The 21,052-nt window shown below is 63.2% G+C and carries 20 protein-coding genes; 4 read left to right on the top strand and 16 right to left on the bottom strand.

From position 1 onward, the window contains the following. Nucleotides 1-11 precede the first annotated feature (11 nt). From PF66_RS00865 to PF66_RS00855, 3 genes are read right to left on the bottom strand one after another with little or no spacing between them, the layout of a single operon-like run. Entirely contained in the window at nucleotides 12-866 is an 855-nt protein-coding gene (locus tag PF66_RS00865) for an alpha/beta hydrolase (RefSeq protein ID WP_054061673.1), read from the bottom strand. Then, nucleotides 863-2,257 (bottom strand): aspartate aminotransferase family protein, encoded by a 1,395-nt coding sequence (locus PF66_RS00860; RefSeq protein WP_054057458.1) that lies wholly within the window; start codon nucleotides 2,255-2,257, stop codon nucleotides 863-865. Before PF66_RS00860 ends, PF66_RS00865 begins: the two co-directional genes overlap by 4 nt. Continuing rightward, a complete protein-coding gene (locus PF66_RS00855) occupies nucleotides 2,250-2,969 on the bottom strand; it encodes an MtnX-like HAD-IB family phosphatase (RefSeq protein ID WP_054061672.1) in 720 nt (239 codons plus the stop codon). The genes PF66_RS00860 and PF66_RS00855 overlap by 8 nt, the downstream gene beginning before the upstream one ends. Before the next feature lie 228 nt (nucleotides 2,970-3,197). On the opposite strand from PF66_RS00855, the gene PF66_RS00850 reads away from it, so the two are divergent. Next, entirely contained in the window at nucleotides 3,198-3,971 is a 774-nt protein-coding gene (locus PF66_RS00850) for a MipA/OmpV family protein (RefSeq protein ID WP_054061671.1), read from the top strand. Nucleotides 3,972-4,086: 115 nt separating this feature from the next. After that, nucleotides 4,087-4,947 (top strand): fatty acid desaturase family protein, encoded by an 861-nt coding sequence (locus tag PF66_RS00845; protein WP_054061670.1) that lies wholly within the window; start codon nucleotides 4,087-4,089, stop codon nucleotides 4,945-4,947. Nucleotides 4,948-4,975: 28 nt separating this feature from the next. On the opposite strand, the gene PF66_RS00840 is transcribed toward PF66_RS00845, so the two are convergent. From PF66_RS00840 to PF66_RS00780, 13 genes are all read right to left on the bottom strand, one after another. After that, complete coding sequence (locus PF66_RS00840) at nucleotides 4,976-5,377, bottom strand: transporter (RefSeq protein WP_054057462.1); 402 nt, start codon at nucleotides 5,375-5,377, stop codon at nucleotides 4,976-4,978. 19 nt (nucleotides 5,378-5,396) lie between these two features. Beyond that, the gene (locus PF66_RS00835) at nucleotides 5,397-5,771 is read right to left on the bottom strand and encodes a transporter (RefSeq protein WP_054061669.1); all 375 of its coding nucleotides are present in this window, start codon (nucleotides 5,769-5,771) and stop codon (nucleotides 5,397-5,399) included. Further along, nucleotides 5,768-6,688 (bottom strand): arginase, encoded by a 921-nt coding sequence (locus PF66_RS00830; protein ID WP_054057464.1) that lies wholly within the window; start codon nucleotides 6,686-6,688, stop codon nucleotides 5,768-5,770. The genes PF66_RS00835 and PF66_RS00830 overlap by 4 nt, the downstream gene beginning before the upstream one ends. Nucleotides 6,689-6,839: 151 nt before the next feature. Further along, nucleotides 6,840-8,117: a sigma-54-dependent transcriptional regulator gene (locus PF66_RS00825; protein WP_241494274.1), complete on the bottom strand. Its 1,278-nt coding sequence runs from the start codon at nucleotides 8,115-8,117 to the stop codon at nucleotides 6,840-6,842. Nucleotides 8,118-8,161: 44 nt separating this feature from the next. After that, nucleotides 8,162-10,063 carry a sensor histidine kinase gene (locus tag PF66_RS00820; protein ID WP_054057466.1) on the bottom strand — a complete coding sequence of 634 codons (1,902 nt, stop codon included), beginning with the start codon at nucleotides 10,061-10,063 and terminating at the stop codon, nucleotides 8,162-8,164. Between the two features lie 140 nt (nucleotides 10,064-10,203). Further along, entirely contained in the window at nucleotides 10,204-10,938 is a 735-nt protein-coding gene (locus tag PF66_RS00815) for an amino acid ABC transporter ATP-binding protein (protein ID WP_054057467.1), read from the bottom strand. Continuing rightward, nucleotides 10,935-11,606, bottom strand: coding sequence for an amino acid ABC transporter permease (locus tag PF66_RS00810; protein WP_054061667.1), 672 nt, complete (start codon nucleotides 11,604-11,606; stop codon nucleotides 10,935-10,937). The genes PF66_RS00815 and PF66_RS00810 overlap by 4 nt, the downstream gene beginning before the upstream one ends. Then, a complete protein-coding gene (locus PF66_RS00805) occupies nucleotides 11,606-12,352 on the bottom strand; it encodes an amino acid ABC transporter permease (RefSeq protein ID WP_054057469.1) in 747 nt (248 codons plus the stop codon). Before PF66_RS00805 ends, PF66_RS00810 begins: the two co-directional genes overlap by 1 nt. A gap of 202 nt (nucleotides 12,353-12,554) precedes the next feature. Next, entirely contained in the window at nucleotides 12,555-13,469 is a 915-nt protein-coding gene (locus PF66_RS00800) for a glutamate/aspartate ABC transporter substrate-binding protein (RefSeq protein WP_054057470.1), read from the bottom strand. A gap of 420 nt (nucleotides 13,470-13,889) precedes the next feature. After that, nucleotides 13,890-15,428 carry a glycerol-3-phosphate dehydrogenase gene (glpD, locus tag PF66_RS00795; protein ID WP_054057494.1) on the bottom strand — a complete coding sequence of 513 codons (1,539 nt, stop codon included), beginning with the start codon at nucleotides 15,426-15,428 and terminating at the stop codon, nucleotides 13,890-13,892. Between the two features lie 290 nt (nucleotides 15,429-15,718). After that, complete coding sequence (locus PF66_RS00790) at nucleotides 15,719-16,474, bottom strand: DeoR/GlpR family transcriptional regulator (protein ID WP_054057471.1); 756 nt, start codon at nucleotides 16,472-16,474, stop codon at nucleotides 15,719-15,721. A 298-nt stretch (nucleotides 16,475-16,772) separates the two neighbouring features. Further along, nucleotides 16,773-18,278, bottom strand: a complete 1,506-nt coding sequence (glpK, locus tag PF66_RS00785; protein WP_054057472.1) for a glycerol kinase GlpK — start codon at nucleotides 18,276-18,278, stop codon at nucleotides 16,773-16,775. Between the two features lie 93 nt (nucleotides 18,279-18,371). After that, entirely contained in the window at nucleotides 18,372-19,220 is an 849-nt protein-coding gene (locus PF66_RS00780; RefSeq protein WP_054057473.1) for an MIP/aquaporin family protein, read from the bottom strand. 372 nt (nucleotides 19,221-19,592) lie between these two features. Between PF66_RS00780 and ybaK the strand changes: the two genes are divergently transcribed. Next, nucleotides 19,593-20,063 (top strand): Cys-tRNA(Pro) deacylase, encoded by a 471-nt coding sequence (ybaK, locus tag PF66_RS00775; protein ID WP_017902750.1) that lies wholly within the window; start codon nucleotides 19,593-19,595, stop codon nucleotides 20,061-20,063. Between the two features lie 96 nt (nucleotides 20,064-20,159). Next, a complete protein-coding gene (locus tag PF66_RS00770) occupies nucleotides 20,160-20,942 on the top strand; it encodes a PhzF family phenazine biosynthesis protein (protein WP_054057474.1) in 783 nt (260 codons plus the stop codon). Nucleotides 20,943-21,052 lie beyond the last annotated feature (110 nt).

Raw genomic sequence — 21,052 nt, 5'->3', positions numbered from 1 at the left:
GTGGTCTGTCCTTAGGCCCGTTGCCGATAGTCTTCGCGTACGCTCAGGCGCTCGATGAAACCGGCACTCAACTCGATCACCTCGCGGTACTGCAGGTCGACGGTGATCATGTGGTAGCAGTTGTCGAGCATGACCTTGGTCACCGGGCCACCCAGGTGCTTCTCGACATAGTTGGCGTTCCACGGGCTGGTGATATCGTCCTCGACGGAGTGAATCACCAGCGCCGGGGTCCGGATCGACGGCATGCGGCGCATCACCACGGCGTTCATCCGGTGCAGTTCGCGCACCGTGATGCCCTCCATGGTCAGCAGCCCGGCATCGCTGCTCTGGCCGGCCTTCATCTGGCGCTCGACGATCGCCCGCAGGCGCTCGTTCTTGATGCCGTACGGCGGCTTCTCCTCGAACCGACAGATATGCACGCCGAACGGGATCTTCATCAGCAGCGGCGTCAGGAACGCCAGCTTGTTGATGCTCCAGCCGTCGTAGCGCAGGGTGGTCGAATACATCAACAGCCCTGTGACCTGGCCGGGGAACTCGGAGGCCAGGTACATGGACATGACCGCGCCCATGGACAGGCCGCCGACGAACACCTGTTCGTGGCGCTGCCTGATGCCGACGAAGGTCTTGCGCACGCCCTCGTACCAGTCCTGCCAGCCGGTGGCCTGCAGGTCGGCATTGCCGCCGCAATGACCGGGCAGGGTCGGTACGTACACCGTGCACGTACCGTCCTTGACCAGGCCCTGGGCAACCTTGCGCAGTTCCGTCGGGGTGCCGGTCAGGCCGTGGATCAGCAGGACCCCGACCGGACCGTCGCCGAGGACGAAGCCGGCATCGCCTTCGCCCAGATCGATCGCTGCGCTGTTCACCGCTTCATGGCCCGGTTCAGCAACTGCTCGAGCAGTTTCAGGCCCAGATCGATTTCTTCGTAGGTGATTTCCAGCGAAGGCGCCAGGGTGATCACGTTCTTGTAGTAACCGCCCACGTCCAGCACCAGGCCCAGCTTGCGGCCGTCGACGATCATATCGCCCTTCATGCCTTCCTCGACCATGAAGTCCAGGGTCGCCTTGTCCGGGGTGAAACCGTCCGGGCCGCAGATTTCGCAGCGCAGGGCCAGGCCCAGGCCATCGACGTCGCCGATGATCGGGAAGCGTTTCTGCAGGTCCTGCAGGCCTTCGAGGAAGTACTTGCCCTTGGCCATGACCATCGCACCGTAGTCGATTTCGCTGGTCATCTTGAACATTTCCAGGCCTACCGCCGTACCCAGCGGGTTGGAGGCGAAGGTGGAGTGGGTCGATCCTGGCGGGAACACGGTCGGGTTGATCAGTTCTTCACGGGCCCAGATGCCGCCCAGCGGGTTCAGGCCGTTGGTCAGCGCCTTGCCGAAGACGATCACGTCCGGCTGCACGTCGAAGTGCTCGATCGACCACAGTTTGCCGGTCCGGTAGAAGCCCATCTGGATTTCGTCGACCACCAGCAGGATGCCGTGCTGGTCCAGGACCTGCTTCAGCTCGCGGTAGAAGTTCATGGGCGGGATCACGTAGCCACCGGTACCCTGGATCGGCTCGGCGTAGAACGCGGCGTATTCGCTGGCGCCGACCTTGGGGTCCCACACGCCGTTGTATTCGGTTTCGAACAGGCGGGCGAACTGTTTCACGCACTCGCTGCCGTATTCTTCCTTGGTCATGCCTTTCGGGCCGCGGAAGTGATACGGGAACGGGATGAACTGCGCGCGCTCGCCGAAGTGGCCGTAGCGGCGACGGTAGCGGTAGCTCGAAGTGATCGACGAAGCGCCCAGGGTACGGCCGTGGTAGCCGCCCTCGAAGGCGAACATCAGGCTCTTGCCGTTGCTGGCGTTACGCACGACCTTCAGGGAGTCTTCGACCGACTGCGAACCGCCGACGTTGAAGTGTACGCGACCGTCGAGGCCGAATTTCTTCTTGGCGTCGACCGCGATCATTTCCGACAGCTCGATCTTGCCCTTGTGCAGGTACTGGCTGGCGATCTGCGGCAGGGTATCGATCTGCTGCTTCAGGGCGTTGTTCAGGCGTGGGTTGGCATAGCCGAAGTTCACGGCCGAGTACCACATCTGCAGGTCGAGGTAGGCCTGGTCTTCGGTGTCCCACACGTAGGAACCTTCACAACGGCTGAAAATGCGCGGTGGCTCGATGTAGTGGACGGTATCGCCGTAGGAGCAGTACTTGGCTTCTTTATCCAGAAGCACGCGGTCTTCGGCGCTAGCGATGCGAATCTCAGACATGGTGGAAGAGTTCCTGAGTTTGGGAAGGGTTTTCGGCGCCGTCGAGCGCGAAAGTGGTGGCGTTGGCGGCTTCGCTGCTGGGCAGCAGGGCCAGCAATGCCGGAAGTTCGCCGAACGATTCGAAACGCGCATACGGGATGCCGTTGCGTTCGCAGTGATCGGCCAGGCGGCCCTTGGCGAATACGAAGTCGGCGGTGCCGGCCACGCACATGTCCGATTGACCGTCACCGATCACCAGCACACGCTTGCCCTTGGGCGTGGATTTGCACTTGCAGTTGCCGGAGGCCGCACGGCAGGCGTCGCTCGCATGTGGGAAGTCGATGCGCCAGCTGTTCTGGTCGACCTGGCGCAGGCGGTTGGCCAGGATCGGCAGCAGGGTCACGTAGTTGCGCGACAGAATCCGCGCGATGCCTTGCTCGATGCCGTCGCTGACCACTTCGATGGTCGCGCCCAGGCTCATCACGTGGTCGACGAAGTCGGGGAAGTCCGGGTCGATATCGATGGTGTCGAAGTAGGCCAGCAATTCGGCCGGCGTTGCCTTGACCAGGGCCAGTTGGCGGCTGAGGCATTCACGCGAACCGATGTGACCGTCCAGCCATTCCTGCTCGATCGCTTCCCAGCTCGGGTCGGCGAAACGTTCCAGGATGTTGTCGATCGCGTCGGTGCGGGAAATGGTCCCGTCGAAATCACACACGATATGCCAGTGCATCATCTGCAGTTACCTGTTGAATAAGAGCGCACCTTGCGCATGTCAGGGCTAGAGCACGGAGCGTGCCAAAGCGCTGAAGGCCCTGTATTCACGGGGTTTGCCGGATGTTTGTATGAAATTGGCTACAAGGAGCTACAATTTTTGTAGCTTGCTACAAACAAGATCAGTGCTTGCCTAAGGCAGGCGCTCTGGTGATTGATGCGCGCATGTTCAGAACAAGGAAACGTCTCAATGGCCAGGTTTACCCCCACATTGCTGCTTGCCGGTCTGCTGGCCCTGGGCGGCTGGAGTGCTGCTGCGCTGGCTGAGGAAGGGCTCGGCGGGCAGATCGGTCTCGGTATCGGCTATCAGCCCCATGACCCTTCGGGCAGCAGTTACGACACTGTGCCGTTGCCCTATCTGGACCTGGATTGGGGAGACGTCAGCCTCAGTGGCGACGATGGCCTGACCTGGGATGCCTTCAAGGGCAGCGGCTTCACGGCCGGGCCGTTCATCAACTACCTGCCGGGGCGCAACGCCGACGGCGACCTGCGCGGCTTGCGCAATGTCCCGGACATGGCCCAGGTCGGCGGTTACGTGCAGTACGCGCCGGCCGACTTCTGGCGGGTATTCGTGCAGGTCGGCAGTGCGGTCGGTGGCGGCAACGCCCAGGGTGGCCTGCTCGGCAAGGTCGGCGGCGAACTCGGCTATCCGCTGGGCCTGGGCATCATCGGCAGCAGCAACCTGAGCGCCCATTTCGCCGATGCGCGGCAGACCCGGACCTTTTTCGGCGTGACCGCCGAAGAGGCCCAGGCCTCGGGGATCGAGCAGTACAAGCCGGGTGGCGGGCTGCAGAACTTCACCCTGACCCAGAACTTCGCGGTTCCGCTGGGTGGCAGCTGGTCGCTGATGACCAGCGCGAGTTGGATTCGCCTGGTAGGCAACGCGGCTGACAGCAGCATCGTCAGGGAACGTGGCAACAGCAACCAGGGCCAGGTGCAGACCGCGATCAGCTACAAGTTCTGACAGGAAGGGGGCGATCGGCTGGCTGAGGGGCCCCGGCGGGTTTTGTCCGGCCGGGCAAAACTGGTCTGCCGTTTGCAATGGACCTCCCGGTAATCACTGTCCGGGAAACTTTCAGATGGCTCGTCCTGCTTATCGCCTGTTGGCCTATTCGCTCTGGGACCTGGTGCCCATTGTCATGGCGCTGGCCCATTTCGCCTTCGTACTCTGGCTGGTGCTGGGTTTTCACGACCACTCCTGGTGGCTGATCATCCCGACGGCACTGCTCTATGCGGTCAGCCTGTCGTGGAGCATCAACAGCATCTCCCACAACCAGATCCACAACCCCTATTTCACCCCGCACTGGATGAACCGCGGCTTCGACCTGCTGCTGTCGCTGACCATCGGTTTTTCCCAGACGATGTATCGCGATATCCACAACCGCCACCATCGCGGCAACTCCGACCTGCCGCGGGAGGACGGGACCACCATCGACCCGCTGTCGATCTACCTGCATGGCAAGGACGGCCAGCCGGACAACGTCTGGGCCTACACCTTCCTGAGTTTCTTCCGCGATGATCCGAAGGCCTACTACGAGGAAATGCAGCGCAAGCATCCGGCGGATGCGCGCTGGGTCAAGGTCGAGATCTGTGCGACGGTGGCGTTCTACCTGGCTCTGGCGGCCTATGACTGGCACGCGGTGCTGGTGCTGCTGCCGTTCTGGTACCTGGGGCAGTCGCTGTCCTCGCTCAACGGCTACTACGAGCACCTGGGTGGCAACCCGGACCTGCCGATCGCCTGGGGCGTGAGTTCCTACAGCCGGCTCTACAACCTGATCTGGATGAACAACGGTTATCACGCCGAGCACCACTACCGGCCGAAGATGCACTGGACCAAGGTCAAGGCGTTTCATGCGCAGATCAGGCAGCAGCAGCGCGAGGCGGGGGTGAAGGTGATTCCACTGGCCCATGGCCTGGGCTTTCTGCTCAGGCACCGCTGAAGGGTGGAGCCGCGGGCCTGGAGTTGTCTCAGTTCTCCTCGCCCTCGGCAAGCAGGGCGATCCCGCCGATAATCACCAGCACGCCGATCCAGTGCAGTGGGCTGATCTGTTCGCCCAGCCCCAGCCACGAGCCGAGCAGCACGGCGATGAACACCAGCGAGCTCAAGGGGAAGGCCAGGGACAGGCTGCTGCGCCGCAGGATCAGCATCCACACGAAGAACGCGCCGATGTAGCAGGCGATCGCTACCCAGACGCCCGGGTTGACCAGCACCGCAGTGAGCCACTGCAGGTTGAAATCCACCTGGCCCAACTGGTCGCCGCCGACCTTGGTGGCGATCTGGCCGGCGCTTTCGAAGAGGATCAGCAGGGCCCAGAGCACGATGGTGCCCAGGCGGCCGTGAAGCCAGTCGATGTGTTTGACATTACTCATAATCAGGTTCCTTCAACTCTCAACTGCCAGCGATGGCAACCAGCATGACGCCCAGGGTGATCACCAGGGTGCCCATCCAGCGACGGCGGCTGACGGTTTCCCCCAGCACCACCTTGCCGGCCAGCACCACCCCGCAGTAGCCCAGCGCGGCGGCCGGGAACAGCAGGCTCAATGGCGCCCGGGACAGGGCCTCGAGCCAGACCAGGAATTCCACGGCATAGGCACCGATCCCGCACCACAGCAGCGGTGCGTTGAATACCTGGCCCCAGAAGGCGTTCAGGCGAAAGCCGCCTTCCAGCTCCGGCAGGCGGTCCAGGCCGATCTTGAAGCAGAGTTGGCCGACCACGTCGAGGACAATGGAGAAGGCCACCAGTAGAACAACGGTCAGGGTCACGGAAACAGCTCCTCGAACAGCGAGATCAATGCCTGGTTGGTGGTCGCGTTGCGTTGCAGGTCGGCCGCGCTCCAGCGTTCGGCCGGCGGCTGGTCGGACCTGGCTTCCCAGCGCTTGAAGGCGTTGCTGAAGGCCGGCTGGGCGAACTCGCCGCAGATATCGATGCCCAGCACGCGTTTGCGCGCCGCCAGGGCGCGGAGGGCGTCGAGCAGGTGGGTCAGGCGCATGCCGCCCTGGTCCCAGTTGGTGGCGGCATCCTCGCTGGCCAGCACGTCCTTGTCGATGGTGATCCAGATCGCTTCGGTGGGCAGGCTCTGGATCAGTTGTTCGAGGAAGTCCGGCCAGTGCTCGTCGGCCAGGTTGCGCCAGTGCAACTGGTTCTCCTGCTGCTGGTGGCCGGCACCGTCGCCGATCCGCCCCCAGACCTTGGACGGCGCGTGCTGCCAGGGGAACAGCTGCAGGACGCCGCGGCGCAGGGCGCCGAGGTTGCCACCGCGCAGTTGCGGGGTATCGAGGTCCTCGCTGCAGGGGCCGAGGGTGACGATGCGCTGGATGTTCGGCAGCTTGAGTGCGCGGTTGACCCACGAGCCGCAGTGCCGGCGCGGGGCCAGGTGGACCCAGTCGGGGTGGTTGTCGAAGTGGATCAGGCTGACCGGTTCCGGCAGGTTGTCGAGGAAGGCCGGGGTCAGGTGATGGTAGTCGCCGGAGCCGACGAAGATGATCTGTGGCTTGCCTGCCGCTGGCGCGACGAGCTGGCGCAGGCGTTCGGTGAAGCGCCGGTACTGGCGTTCGGTGGTCCACAGACGCAGTTTCGGGCCGAGGTCGAGCAGGTCCAGGCGCCGCGCGCGACCACTGTCGAGCAGGTTGCGGATCGGCGCCTGGACCGTGAGGCTGTGGTCGAGATCTAAGATGTTCAAAACGTCGTTTTTCCCGTGGCAGCGCCCGTGCATCGGATGCCCTGCCCAGGCTGGAGGGCAGGTGTTTCGGGCTTTGGCGGGGAAATGCAAAGGGCGGGCCAGACAGCTGTGCCGCCGTCATGGGAGCGCCGCCTTGATCAGCAGGCGGCTGTCAGTGACTCAAACCGTACTTCTTCACCTTGTCGAACAGGGTGGTCTTGGCCATGCCCAGTTCCTGGCTGGCCTGGGTCAGGTTGCCGCCACTGCGTTGCAGGGCTTCGTTGAGCAGGTTGCGCTCGAAGGCTTCCACCGCTTCGGCGAAACCCAGGCCGCCAGCGCTCTGTGCGCCGGGCTTCTTGAAGGCCGGCAGGCCGAGGGCGAAGCGCTCGGCGACGTTGCGCAGTTCGCGTACGTTGCCCGGCCAGTCGTGGCTCATCAGGCTCGACAGGGTCTGGTTGTCCAGCTCCGGCGCGGCACGATCGAAACGCAGCGACGACTGCTGCAGGAAGTGTTCGAACAGTTGCAGGATGTCCTCGCGCCGCTCGCGCAGTGGCGGCAGTTCCAGGGTCACCACGTTCAGGCGGTAGTAGAGGTCGCTGCGGAACTCGCCGGCCTTGCCCAGTTCGTCGAGGTCGGATTTGGTCGCGGCGATCACCCGGCAGTCCACCGCGACGCTCTGGTTCGAGCCCAGGCGCTCCAGGGTGCGTTCCTGCAGGACCCGCAGCAGCTTGATCTGCAGCGGGATCGGCATGCTTTCCACTTCATCGAGAAACAGCGTGCCGCCGTGGGCGTGCTCGATCTTGCCGATCCGCCGCTTGCCGGCGCCGGTGAAGGCGTTGGCCTCGTGACCGAAGATCTCGCTCTCGAAGAGGTTTTCCGGCAGGCCACCGCAGTTGAGGGCGACGAACTGTTGCGACTGGCGCCGGCTGAAGTCATGCAGGCAGCGGGCGACCAGTTCCTTGCCGGTACCGGTTTCGCCTTCGATCAGCACGTTGGCCGACGTGTCGGCGACGTTGGCGATCAGCTCCCGCAGGTTCTGCATCGCCGGCGAGCGGCCGATGATCCGCCCTTCCAGGCTGTCGCGCTCGGCCAGTTGCCGGCGCAGCGACCAGACTTCCCGCGACAGGCCACGTTGTTCCAGGGCGCGGCGGGCGACCTCGACCAGGCGTTCGGGCGAGAAGGGTTTTTCCATGAAGTCGTAGGCACCGTTGCGCATCGCCCCGACCGCCATGGAGATATCGCCGTGGCCGGTGATCAGCACCACCGGCAGGCTGCGGTCGCGGGCCTTGAGGCGGGTCAGCAGTTCCAGGCCGTCGATGCCCGGCAAGCGGATATCGCTGATGACGATACCGGGAAAGTTGTCGCCGACCCGTTCCAGGGCCGCTTCGGCGCTGGAGACACCTTCGCAGGGAATGTCTTCGAGGGACAGCGCCTGCTGGCAGCCGAGCAGTACATGGGGATCGTCTTCGACGATCAGGACGGTCAGGTCGTTGTTCATATCGGCTCGGCCTTGGCAGGGATGACCCGCGGTAGATGGAGGACGAAGGCGGTGCCGCCGCTGGCCGGGTGCTCCACGCCCAGGTTGCCGCCGGCCGCCGCCGCCAGGCTCGCCGAGAGCGTCAGGCCCAGGCCGAGGCCTTGTGCGCCGGGCTTGGTGGTGAAAAAGGGTTCGAACAGGTGCTTGCGCGCTTCCAGGCCAATGCCGTGGCCGTTGTCGCGCACTTGCAGGCGGTACTTGCCTTCGGCGAAGTCGCCCTCCAGCCACAGTTCCGGCAACGGCTGTGCCTGCATGGCGTCGAGGGCGTTGCCGAACAGGTTGACCAGGATCTGCTCCAGGCGGGTCGGATCGATCGCCAGCTGGACGTCGTCATGGTCGCGGTGGATTTCCAGGTGCATGGCCTCGATGCGGCCGCTCAACAACTGCAGGGCGGCATCGATGGATTTGCCCAGGTTGGCCTCGCCCTTGTCATCGCCCCGGCGGGCAAAGGCGCGCAGGCTGGCGGTGATGCGGCCCATGCGGTCGATCAGGTCGTTGATGGTGCGCAGGTTGGTGCTGGCCACCTCCAGCTCGCCGCGTTCGAGAAACCGAATGGTGTTGCCGGACAGGGTACGCAAGGCTGCCAGGGGCTGGTTCAGCTCGTGGGCGATGCTGGTGGACATCTGGCCGATGGCGGCCAGCTTGCCGGCCTGCACCAGTTCATCCTGGGCCCGGCGCAGGGTTTCCTCGGCCTGGCGCCGCTCGCGGATCTGGTCCTTGAGCCGGTCGTTGCTGGCGCGCAGGTCGGCGGTGCGTTCGGTGATGCGTCGTTCCAGCTGGTTGTTGGCCTCCTGCAGGGCTTCCCGTGCGGCCAGGCGGGTGGCGAGCACCTTGCGCCGCTCGTTCCAGGCGATCAGCAGGAACGCCACCAGGGCAAAGGCCACCGCGACCAGGATGCCCTGGTTGGCCGCTTCCCGCCGCAGGTCCTGCAAGGGCGTGAGCAGGGTGAAGTTCCAGGGGGTGTCGGCCAACTGGCGGGTCTGGGCCAGGTAACTGACATTGTCGCCGTCCTTGACCAGGTCGGGGTTGGCGGGGAAGGTCAGGGTCTCGACGCCATCGCCGAGGCGTTCGCGGGCCAGCGGCTGCAGCTCGTTGAGCGGCCACCAGTAGTATTGCAGGCTGCGCGCCAGGCGATCCTTGGTCTCCGAGCTGAGCGGGCGGACCGACTTGAGGCGTCGGCTCGGGTCGCTGGAGAGAATGATGATGCCGTTCTCGTCGCTGACGAAGGCTTCCAGTCGGGCACGCTGCCAGCGTTCCTCAAGGGCTTCGAGGCGCACCTTGATCACGGCCACGCCGATGATCTTGCCTTGTTCCTCAAGGCCGTGGGCCAGGTAGTAGCCGGGTTCGCCGAGGGTGCTGCCGATGCCGTAGAAGCGTCCCGGCTGGCCGCGTACGGCGTCCTGGAAATAGGCGCGGAACGACAGGTCTTCGCCGAGGTAACTGTCGCTGTCGCGCCAGTTGCTGGTGGCCAGCACCCGGCCGGAGGTGTCCAGCACATAGATCGCCCGGCTGCGGCTGCGGCGGTTGAGGCCTTCGAGGTATTCGTTGACGGTCTGGCGATGGTCGGCGTCGGGCTCGCGCAGCAGGTCCGAGACGCTGGACTCAAGTTCCAGCAGGCTGGGCAGGTAGGTGTACTTGCTCAGTTCGCTTTCGACGGTGCGCGCATGCAGTTCCAGTGCGCGCTGGCCATTTTCGCTGAGGGTGCGGATGCCGTAGTGCTCGCTGATGCGATAGCCGGCATAGCCGAGGCCGATCATCAGCAGGATGATCAGCGGCGGCAGGAACAGGTGACGGATCAGGCGGGGTTTCACGGCGAGTGATGGCGGCGTCGCACGATAGAGATTGGGGTCGCATTTCATCACAGATGCCTTGGGTCAACCAGATCGTCTTGGCGGGAGCGGCGCTGCTGCCCGCGAGGGCAGCGAGTGCGCTGAAGGCTTCGCGGGCAAGCCCGCTCCCACAAGACTGCGCAGTCCGCGGATACTGCGGTCCGGCCCTGTCAGTGCTGCAGGATTTTCTCGAGGAAGTGCTGCGCACGGTCGGAGCGGGCGCTGATGTCGCCGAAGAACTCTTCCTTGTTGCAGTCTTCGATGATCTTGCCCTGGTCCATGAAGATCACACGGCTGGCGACCTTGCGGGCGAAGCCCATCTCGTGGGTCACGCACATCATGGTCATGCCTTCCTGGGCCAGCTGGACCATCACGTCGAGCACTTCGTTGACCATTTCCGGGTCGAGGGCCGAGGTCGGTTCGTCGAACAGCATGACGATCGGGTCCATCGCCAGCGCCCGGGCGATCGCCACGCGCTGCTGCTGGCCGCCGGAGAGCTGGCCGGGATGCTTGTGCGCATGGGCCGACAGGCCGACGCGATCGAGCAATTGCAGGCCTTTTTTGGTGGCTTCTTCCTTGCTGCGGCCCAGCACCTTGATCTGCGCGATGGTCAGGTTCTCGGTGATGGTCAGGTGCGGGAACAGCTCGAAGTGCTGGAACACCATGCCCACTCGCGAGCGCAGTTTCGGCAGATCGGTCTTCGGGTCGGCGATGGAGGTGCCGTCGACCACGATGTCGCCCTTCTGGAACGGTTCCAGGGCATTGACGCACTTGATCAGGGTCGACTTGCCCGAGCCCGACGGGCCGCAGACCACCACCACTTCACCCTTTTTGACTTCGGTGCTGCAATCGGTCAGCACCTGGAAGTCGCCATACCACTTGTTGACGTTCTTGATAGAGATCATATGGCAAACCTTTTTTGCAGACGCTTGACCAGCAGCGAGGCGGCAAAGCTGATTGTGAAGTAGACCAGGCCGGCGAAAATCAGGAACTCGTTGGAACGGCCGACGATATCGCCGCTCGAACGTGCCGAGTTGAGGAAGTCCACCAGGCCCACGGTGTAGACCAGCGAGGTGTCCTGGAACAGGATGATACTTTGCTGCAGCAGCAGCGGGGTCATCTTGCGGAAGGCCTGGGGCAGGATGATCAGGCGCATGGTCTGGCCATAGCCCATGCCCAGTGCCTGGGCGGCGCCCATCTGGCCCTTGGGAATCGACTGTACGCCAGCCCGGACGATTTCACAGAAGTACGCCGCCTCGAACATCATGAAGGCGACGATACAGGAGGTGAATGCACCGATCGGCGTGTCTTCGCCGGTGATCCAGCGCAGCACGAACGGTACCGCCAGGTAGAACCAGGTGATCACCAGCAGCAGCGGGATCGAGCGGAAATAGTTGACGTAGGCACCGGCGATCGCCGACAGCAGCTTGTTGTGGGACAGGCGCATGAGTGCCAGCAGGGTGCCGATGATGATCCCGCCGACGACGCCCAGGGCCATCAGTTGCAGAGTCATCAGCATGCCGTTCCACAGGCCGGGGATGGCCGGGACGATGTCGCTGAAATCGAATTCCATTATTTACCCCCCACGGAGATCAGGCCGGGCACCGAGACTTTCTTCTCGACCAGGCGCATGAGCAGCATCAGGCTCATGTTCAGGGTGAAGTAGATCAGCGTCGCCAGGGTGAAGGCTTCGAACAGGTTGGCGGAGAACTCGGCGGTCTGCTTGGTCTGCGCGAGCAGTTCCATCAGGCCGATCAGCGAGGCGACGGACGAGTTCTTGAAGATGTTGAGGAATTCCGAGGTCAGCGGCGGAATGATGATCCGGTAGGCCTGGGGCAGCAGCACGTGCCAGTAGATCTGCGGCAGCTTGAAGCCCATGGCGCGGGCTGCCGATTCCTGGCCGCGGGGCAGCGCCTGGATACCGGTGCGCACCTGTTCGCAGACCCGTGCGGCGGTGAACAGGCCGAGGCAGATCACCACGCTGATGTAGGCCGAGGTGGTCGGGTTCAGGTCCTGCTTGAACCATTCCTGCAGGTTCGGCGGCAGCAGGTCGGGTACCAGGAAGTACCAGATGAACAGTTGCACCAGCAGTGGCACGTTGCGGAACAATTCCACGTAGCAGGTCGCGATACCGGCTACCAGACGGTTGGGTACGGTGCGCATCACGCCGAGTATGGAACCCAGGACCAATGCAATGATCCAGCCCACGATGGCGATCGCGATGGTCCAGCCCAGCCCGGAGATGAACCAGTCGAGATAGGTCTCGCTGCCCACGCCGGTGGTCTTGAAGAACACGCCCCAATCCCAGTTGTAATTCATTCGGGTCTCCCCTCAGGTCGATCGATGTACGAGCACGTGCTTCCCGGGACTCCGCCCCGCCCGCCAGTGTCTGTCGGGCACACCGGTACCGCTCGCGGTCCGAGTGTTGTTCCAGTTCGATTCAGAAGAAGCCAGTACAGCAGGTGTTCAACAGACTTCCCGGGCCGTGCTGGCGGCCCCGGGAAGTCAGGTTAGCCGTGACTCAGATCTTTGCATCCGGCGCTGGCTTGTCGTTCGGATTCTCGATCAGGGCCTTGAGCTCCTTGCTCATCGGGAACTGCAGGTTCAGGCCTTTTGGCGGAATCGGCTGGGTGAACCACTTGTCGTAGATCTTGTTGATCTCGCCGGACTTGTAGAGGCCCACGATGGCGTCATCCACGGCTTTCTTGAACGCCGGGTCGTCCTTGCGGACCATGCAGCCATAGATTTCGTAGGACTGTGGAGTACCGGTCACTTCCCAGTCGGTCGGCTTCTTGGCCTTGGCCATTTCGCCGGCCAGCAGTGCGTCGTCCATCATGAAGGCCACGGCACGGCCGCCTTCGAGCATCTGGAAGGACTCGCCGTGGTCCTTGGCGGAGATGACGTTCATGCCCATCTGCTTGTCGGCGTTCATCGCTTTGAGGATGCGCTCGGAAGTGGTACCGGCGGTGGTCACCACGTTCTTGCCCTTGAGGTCGGCGAAGTCCTTGTAGGTGGAGTCCTTCTTCGACAGCAGGCGGGTACCGATCTCGAAGATACCGACCGAGAAATCGACCTGCTGGGCGCGTTCGGCGTTGTTGGTGGTGGAGCCGCACTCGACGTCGACGGTGCCGTTCTGCACCAGCGGGATACGGGTCTGGGAGGTGACCAGGTTGTACTTGACCTTCAGGTCAGGCAGGTTCAGGTCTTTCTTGATACCTTCGACGATGGCCAGCTGGATATCGTGGGAGTAGCCGACCGGCTTGCCGGAAGCATCAGCGATGTAGGAAAACGGAATGGAACTGTCGCGATGGCCTAGGGTGATGGTCCCGGACTCTTTGATCTTCTTCAGGGTGCCGGTCAGTTCGGCAGCGGAAACTGGAGTGCTGATCAGAGCGGCAGCGATTGCGGCGCCCAGGATGTGGGGAACGATGCGCATCGGTTACTTTCCTCGAGATTGTTTTTCTTATGGAGCCTTTCAGTCGGCTCGGGTACTGCGAACGGCCCGCAGGGCCCAAGGGGCTGAGTGAGCATTCGGTAATGGAAGTATAGAGCACGACTCGTGCCACACCCGGCGATGTGGGCTTCTCTATTGATTTATAAGGGTTTTTTGTGGTTTTCGAGCGAAGGGGGAAGGGGCTGGCGTCCGGTTCGCCGAATGCTGGCCGAACGGGCGTTCGGAAAACCGAATGGTAGAGGGGGGAGCGGGGGCGCTATTCGCGGCGGTGCGCCGCTCCTACCGATCCCGACCCCGGTTTCTGGAGCCCCATGAACCGCAGGAGCGGCCGGCCGACGCTCGGTTGCCCGCGAATAGGCCGGCCGCCCTGCCCGGAATCCTGAAGCAGCCCAGGCAGGAAAGTCAGGCCGCCTCGATCTTGCTGCGCGCCTGCTCGACCTTGTCCAGGTAGTCCTGCAGTTTCTGCTGCTGCTCAGGGCTGGTGAACAGCCCCAGCTTGCTGCGCCGCCAGAGAATGTCCTGGGCGGCGGTCGCCCATTCTTCACTGCACAGGTAATCGACTTCACGGCTGTAGAGGCCAGCGCCAAGGTGTTCGCCGAGGTCGCCGAGCGTCTGTACGCCTTCCAGCAGGCGCCAGGCACGGCTGCCGTAGGTGCTGGCCCAGCGCCGGGCGATTTCGCTCGGCACCCAGTCGAAGCGTTTGCGGATCGCCTCGGCCAGGGCCTGTGGCGTGGTCATGTCTTCGCCACCGGGCAGGGTCGAGGCAGCGGTCCAACTCGGCCGCATCTGGGTGAAGAACGGGGCCAACTGGCTCATCGCCGACTCGGCCAGCTTGCGGTAGGTGGTCAGCTTGCCACCGAACACCGACAGCAGTGGGGCTTCCTCGGTATTGCCCGACAGCGCCAGGGTGTAGTCGCGGGTCACTGCCGACGGGTTGTCGGATTCGTCGTTGCACAGCGGGCGCACGCCGGAATAGCTGTGCAGGATATCGCCACGGGCCAGTTGTTTCTTGAAGTGCGCATTGACCACCTTCAACAGGTAGTCGGTTTCCGCCTCGGTGATCGCCACCTTGGCCGGGTCGCCCTGGTATTCGCGGTCGGTGGTGCCGATCAGCGTGAAACGGTCCAGGTAGGGGATGGTGAACACGATGCGCTGGTCCTCGTTCTGCAGGATATGCGCGTGTTCGCCTTCATACAGCCGAGGCACGATCAGGTGGCTGCCCTGGATCAGGCGGATGCCGTAGGGCGAGTCGAGCTTCAGGTCATCCTTGATGAACTTGGCGACCCAGGGGCCGGCCGCGTTCACCAGGGCCTTGGCCTGGATCGAGAAGCGTGCGCCATCGGCGCGCTCCATTTCCAGGTGCCACAGGCCCTTGGCACGGCGGGCGCTGGTGCAACGGGTGCGGGTGTGGATATGCGCACCCTTCTCCCGGGCAGCCATGGCGTTGAGCACCACCAGGCGAGCGTCGTCGACCCAGCAGTCGGAGTATTCGAAGCCCCTGCCGATTTCCGCCTTGAGCGGGCTGTCGGCGCCGAACTTGAGGCTGCGCGAACCGGCAAGCTTTTCGCGTTTGCCCAGGTGGTCATAGAGGAACAGGCCGGCGCGAATCATCCAGGCTGGACGCAGGTGCGGGCGATGCGGCAGGACGAAACGCATCGGCTTGACGATGTGCGGGGCCTTGGCCAGCAGGACTTCCCGTTCGGCCAGGGCTTCGCGCACCAGGCGGAACTCATAGTGTTCCAGGTAGCGCAGGCCGCCATGGATCAGCTTGCTGCTGGCCGACGAGGTGTGGCTGGCCAGGTCGTCCTTTTCGCAAAGGAACACCGAAAGACCGCGACCGGCTGCGTCCGCGGCAATCCCGACACCATTGATGCCACCGCCAATCACGGCGATGTCATAGATCTCGGCAAGGGGTGGTGCAGGCAAGGTGGTGGAAGTCATCGGCGAGCCTCGCATGGCGGTTGCTATATTTGAATTCGAACATTTATGTTCATTTTCGAAAATATTAGCTGATATGTACGCACGCAGCTACCCGCTTCCGATTGAAAAAATTCATCAGAAAGGTCTGAAAGGAAAATTATCGAACATCGAGGCGGCGTGGGGGAGGGTAGTGCGGTAGCGGGCTTGCGCGCGCAGCTCTGAGGGGCTGCGCTGGCCCTTCGCGGGCAAGCCAGCCCCCGCAGCGGTTGTCAGTGTCCCGGGCTCTGCCGGGGCAGGGATGTGGCAGCCGATCAGACCACGTCGAGGCGGATCTTGTGCTGGTTGAGCAGTTGCGCCAGGGCCGGAACCGGGGCCTGGTCGGTGACCAGGCAGTCGATCAGGGTGATCGGGCCCAGGCGCACCATGGCATTGCGGCCGAACTTGCTGGAGTCGGCGGCCAGGATGACCTGGCGGGCGTTGGCGATGATCGCCTGGGACACCCGCACTTCCTGATAGTCGAAATCCAGCAGGCTGCCGTCCTCGTCGATGCCGCTGATGCCCACAAGGGCGAAGTCGACCTTGAACTGGTTGATGAAGTCGACACTGGCCTGACCCACCACGCCACCGTCGCGACGGACGTTGCCGCCGGCCAGTTGCACTTCGAAGTCGTCCTTGGCGCTGAGGATCGACGCCACGTGCAGGTTGTTGGTGATGATCTTCAGGTGATTGTGATTGAGCAGGGCGCGGGCAATCGACTCGGTGGTGGTACCGATATTGATGAACAGCGAGGCATGATCGGGAATCTGCCGGGCGATGGACTCGGCGATCCGCTGCTTTTCGTCGCGCATCTGGTCGGCGCGCATGGCGTAGGCGGTGTTTTCCACGCTGGAGTCATAGGCGGCTCCGCCGTGGTAGCGGCGCAACAGGTTGGAGTCCGCCAACTGATTGATATCGCGGCGGATGGTTTGCGGGGTCACGACGAACAGCTGGGCCATTTCCTCGATGCTGACATAGCCGCGTTCGCGGACCAGCTCGAGGATTTGCTGCTGGCGGGGAGGCAGATTCATGGGGCGTCCTTTGGGCTGCCATACAAATTCCACCATGATGCCGCAGGAAGAACCGGTCTGCCACTTGCAGGGCCGCTGAAACGATTCTCAGGTCGCAAACCGGGCGAGTGCCGGTCGCTCGGCGTGCGCAGTCGGATACGACTGGGTTGTTGCGGGGGGGATTGCGTGATTGTGGTCAAGTGTGGAGCCGTATTCGCGGGCAAGCCAAGCTCCTGCAAAAAACGGTGTCGTACACGACACGAGTCCTGCAGGAGCGGGGCTTGCCCGCGAATGGGCCCTTAAACCCGGCTCATCCGACTCAGTGGCTCTCTTCGTGCGGTTCCCAGTCGCGGGTACGGCTCACGGCCTTTTTCCAGCCACCGTAGAGTTTTTCCTTCTCGGCTTCGGCCAGTTGCGGTTCGAACTCGCGCTCGATGACCGCCTTGCCGCGCAACTCTTCCAGGCTGCCCCAGAAGCCGCAGGCCAGGCCGGCCAGGTAGGCGGCACCGAGGGCAGTGGTTTCACGCATTTGCGGGCGTTCGACCTGGGTGCCGAGGATGTCGGCCTGGAACTGCATCAGGAAGTTGTTGGCAACCGCGCCGCCGTCTACGCGCAGGGCCTTGAGGCGTTCGCCGGCATCCTGCTGCATGGCGTCGAGCACGTCGCGGGTCTGGTAGGCGATCGACTCCAGGGCAGCACGGATGATGTGGTCGACCTTCACGCCACGGGTCAGGCCGAACAGCGCGCCACGGGCATAGGGGTCCCAGTACGGGGCTCCCAGGCCGGTGAAGGCCGGGACCAGGTAGACGCCGTTGCTGTCCTTGACCTTGTTGGCGAAGTATTCGGTGTCGTAGGCGTCGTTGACGATCTTCAGCTCGTCACGCAGCCACTGCACGGTGGAACCGCCGTTGAACACCGCGCCTTCCAGGGCATAGGCCACTTCGCCGCGGGGGCCGCAGGCGATGGTGGTGAGCATGCCGTGGTTGGATTTCACCGCCTTGGTGCCGGTGTTCATCAGCAGGAAGCAACCGGTGCCGTAGGTGTTCTTGGCCTGGCCCGGCTCCACGCACATCTGGCCGAACAGCGCGGCCTGCTGGTCGCCGGCGATACCGCCGATGGCGATGCCGCTCTTGGTGCGACCGTAGATTTCCGAGGACGACTTCACTTGCGGCAGCATTTCCCGCGGAATGTCGAGGATTTCCAGCATCTTCGAATCCCACTCCAGGGTGTGGATATTGAAGAGCAGGGTGCGCGAGGCGTTGGTGTAGTCGGTGACGTGGGTCTTGCCGCCGGTGAATTTCCAGATCAGCCAGCTGTCGACGGTGCCGAACAGCAGCTCGCCATTGCGCGCACGCTCGCGGCTGCCTTCGACGTTGTCGAGGATCCACTTGAGCTTGGTGCCGGAGAAGTAGGGGTCGGTGACCAGGCCGGTGGTTTCGCGGATGTAGTCTTCATGCCCGTCGCGCTTGAGCTGCTGGCAGATCTCGGTGCTGCGGCGGCATTGCCAGACGATGGCGTTGTAGATCGGCCGGCCGGTGGTCTTGTCCCAGACCACGGTGGTTTCGCGCTGGTTGGTGATACCGATGGCGGCGACCTGGTCATGGTGCAGGCCGGCTTGTGCCAGGGCCTCGACCATCACTGCGCTCTGGGTGGCGAAGATTTCCATCGGGTCGTGCTCGACCCAGCCGGCTTGCGGGTAGTGTTGCTGGAATTCGCGTTGGGCGGTGCAGACCACGTTGGCGTCGCGGTCGAAGATGATCGCCCGGGAGCTGGTCGTACCCTGATCGAGGGCAATGATGTAGTTCTTATTCTGAATGTCGGTCATTTTCGATTGCCTTGGACTGGTATAGGGAAAAATGTTCAGGCGGGTCCCATCAAGGGAGGACGATACCCGCCGGGTCTGGCGTGACGCGGTGGATCAGGAAGCGCGAACCTTCTTTGCAGCGGTCGCAGGCTCTTCCTCTACGGCGGTGGTGCTGGGCAGGTGGCGGGCGATCATCCCGCGATACAGGGCGGCCCCGAGGCTGGCACCGAGAATCGGCGCGAAGATCGGAACCAGGAAGTACGGAATGTCGCGCCCGCCAGTGAAGGCTATTTCACCCCAGCCGGCAACGAAGGTCATCAGCTTGGGCCCGAAATCCCGTGCCGGGTTCATCGCGAAGCCGGTCAGTGGGCCCATGGCGCTACCGATCACCGCGATCAGCAGACCGATCAGCAGGGGCGCCAGCGGGCCGTTGGGCAGGCCGTTGTTGTCGTCGGTCAGGGACATGATCACGCCCATCAGGATGGCGGTGATCACCACTTCGACCAGGAAGGCCTGGGCCGTGGTCAGGGCGGCATTCGGGTAGGTGGAGAACACCGAGGCCAGCTCCAGGCTGGCTTGCGAACCGCGAACCATGTGGTGAGCCTGTTCGAAATCGAAGAACAGGTTGCTGTAAAGCGTGTAAACCAACGCAGCCGCGCAGAAGGCGCCGGCGATCTGGGCGATGATGTAGAACGGCAGTTTGCGTTTTTCGAAGTCGGCGAACAGGCACAGCGCAATGCTGACGGCCGGGTTGAGATGCGCACCGGAAACGCCGGCGGTCAGGTAGATCGCCATGCTCACGCCGACCCCCCAGATGATGCTGATTTCCCACAGGCCAAAACTGGCACCCGCGACCTTGAGCGCGGCGACGCAGCCGGTGCCGAAGAAAATCAGCAGGGCAGTCCCGAGGAATTCGGCAATGCATTGTCCCGATAGCGATGGTTGTTTCAGAGCGGTAGTCATTGGATACCTCGATTTTTGTTGTTGTGTGACGCCAGACCCGGTGGTTGGCGTGGTCTTCACATCGACTGTCGGGGATCCCCATCCCTGAAGTCGACTTACCGCTGGGTATTGCTGGATTAGGACTATGATCTTCAGATTCGAAAAAATATAGACAAGAAACACTGCTGTCAAAGGTCGAAAGTGAACGGTTATCCACATTGTGACTATTGATTGAGTGAATGAGGTTGTTTGGCTTGTAGGAATATGGCGAGCTTGCAGGTGCCTCCTGAGATTTCTGACCCTTGAACTAGAGGGTTTCGTGCCGCCAATAGAGCCTTTTGCGCAGGGATGACCTAAAATCCGCGCTTACCTACCCGTCTGCCAGGATTGATCATGACGCCTGCCTTGGATCTGCTGAAAAAAGTTCGTGCCGAACATCGTGTGCACAGTTACGAACATGATCCGAAAGCCGCCTCCTATGGCCTGGAGGCCGCGGAAAAGCTCGCGCTCGCGCCGGCCCAGGTGTTCAAGACGTTGCTGGCGAGCAGCGAAAAAGCCGAATTGCTGGTGGCGGTGGTACCGGTCGTCGGAAGTCTGGATCTGAAGGCTCTGGCCCACGCCGCCGGGGTGAAGAAAGTCGAGATGGCCGACCCGGCTGCCGCCCAGCGGGCGACGGGCTATCTACTCGGTGGCATCAGCCCGTTGGGGCAGAAGAAGCGCTTGCGCACGTTCATCGACCAGAGCGCCCAGGGTTTCGCGACCATCTTCGTCAGTGCCGGACGCCGTGGTCTGGAGGTCGAGCTGGCCCCGGCGCTGCTGGCCGAGCATACCCAGGCGAAGTTCGCGGACATCGGCCGCGCCTGAGCGGTCTGTATGGCGTAAATTCAGCGGTTCTGTCACTGGGCGACGATGGGGGGAACGAGCACACTGACGCTCTTGGACAAGGAGAGAGAGGACGTCATGCAGCTTGAATTTCACCAGGTCGATGCTTTCAGCGAACGGCCCTTCAGCGGCAATCCGGCGATGGTCTATCGGCTCGACACCTGGCTGGCCGATGAGTTGATGCAGAAAATCGCCGCCGAGCACAATCTGGCGGAAACCGCCTTTCTGGTCCGCGAGGGCGCTGCCTGGCGTATCCGCTGGTTCACCCCGACCACCGAAGTGCCGCTCTGCGGCCATGCCACCCTGGCCAGCGCCTTCGTATTGTTCGAGGTCTACGGCGAACGGCAGGAGACCCTCGAGTTCGTCTGCAAGGCCGGTGCACTGAGTGTCAGTCGTGAGGCTGATCGGCTGTGGCTGGATTTCCCGGTGAGGGTGCCAGGTGGAGTCGGTGTCACCGTCGAGGTCGAACGGGCACTCGGTACGCCGGTGATCGATGTACTGGGGGCCAATGAGTTGTTCGTGGTGCTGCCCTCCGAACAGGCCGTGCGCGACTGCACGCCTGACTGGGCGGCGGTGGCCAGGCTGCCCTGGCCGGGCGTGATCGTCACCGCGCCGGGCGAGCGGCATGATTTCGTCTCGCGCTATTTCGCCCCGGCCATCGGTATCAACGAGGATCCGGTTACCGGCTCGACCCATTGCGCGCTGATTCCCTACTGGGCGCAGCGCCTGGACAAGACTGCGCTGACGGCCTATCAGTGTTCGCCGCGGGGCGGGGAGCTGTTCTGCCGGCTGGAAGGCGAGCGGGTGAAGATCGGCGGCCAGGCCACCCTGGTGGCCAGTGGGCGGCTGACACTGGTCTGAGTCGGCAGAGCGGCGTTGTGGCCGCTTGCTCGCGAAAAACGCGCAAGTCCCTGTAGGAGCGGGCTTGCCCGCGAAGAACGATGACGCGACCTAGGCTGTGTACGAAATTG

The sequence above is a fragment of the Pseudomonas asplenii genome (assembly GCF_001293465.1).
GTDB lineage: Bacteria > Pseudomonadota > Gammaproteobacteria > Pseudomonadales > Pseudomonadaceae > Aquipseudomonas > Aquipseudomonas fuscovaginae_B.
This window is presented reverse-complemented; position numbering and strand designations above follow the sequence as displayed.

Bases quoted from the DNA above. Each gene is read 5' to 3' on its own strand.
- PF66_RS00860 (WP_054057458.1), bottom strand. From the start codon at position 2,257: ATGTCTGAGATTCGCATCGCTAGCGCCGAAGACCGCGTGCTTCTGGAT.
- PF66_RS00855 (WP_054061672.1), bottom strand. From the start codon at position 2,969: ATGATGCACTGGCATATCGTGTGTGATTTCGACGGGACCATTTCCCGC.
- PF66_RS00850 (WP_054061671.1), top strand. From the start codon at position 3,198: ATGGCCAGGTTTACCCCCACATTGCTGCTTGCCGGTCTGCTGGCCCTG.
- PF66_RS00845 (WP_054061670.1), top strand. From the start codon at position 4,087: ATGGCTCGTCCTGCTTATCGCCTGTTGGCCTATTCGCTCTGGGACCTG.
- PF66_RS00840 (WP_054057462.1), bottom strand. From the start codon at position 5,377: ATGAGTAATGTCAAACACATCGACTGGCTTCACGGCCGCCTGGGCACC.
- PF66_RS00820 (WP_054057466.1), bottom strand. From the start codon at position 10,063: ATGAAATGCGACCCCAATCTCTATCGTGCGACGCCGCCATCACTCGCC.
- PF66_RS00815 (WP_054057467.1), bottom strand. From the start codon at position 10,938: ATGATCTCTATCAAGAACGTCAACAAGTGGTATGGCGACTTCCAGGTG.
- PF66_RS00810 (WP_054061667.1), bottom strand. From the start codon at position 11,606: ATGGAATTCGATTTCAGCGACATCGTCCCGGCCATCCCCGGCCTGTGG.
- PF66_RS00805 (WP_054057469.1), bottom strand. From the start codon at position 12,352: ATGAATTACAACTGGGATTGGGGCGTGTTCTTCAAGACCACCGGCGTG.
- PF66_RS00800 (WP_054057470.1), bottom strand. From the start codon at position 13,469: ATGCGCATCGTTCCCCACATCCTGGGCGCCGCAATCGCTGCCGCTCTG.
- glpD (WP_054057494.1), bottom strand. From the start codon at position 15,428: ATGACTTCCACCACCTTGCCTGCACCACCCCTTGCCGAGATCTATGAC.
- PF66_RS00790 (WP_054057471.1), bottom strand. From the start codon at position 16,474: ATGAATCTGCCTCCCCGCCAGCAGCAAATCCTCGAGCTGGTCCGCGAA.
- glpK (WP_054057472.1), bottom strand. From the start codon at position 18,278: ATGACCGACATTCAGAATAAGAACTACATCATTGCCCTCGATCAGGGT.
- PF66_RS00780 (WP_054057473.1), bottom strand. From the start codon at position 19,220: ATGACTACCGCTCTGAAACAACCATCGCTATCGGGACAATGCATTGCC.
- ybaK (WP_017902750.1), top strand. From the start codon at position 19,593: ATGACGCCTGCCTTGGATCTGCTGAAAAAAGTTCGTGCCGAACATCGT.
- PF66_RS00770 (WP_054057474.1), top strand. From the start codon at position 20,160: ATGCAGCTTGAATTTCACCAGGTCGATGCTTTCAGCGAACGGCCCTTC.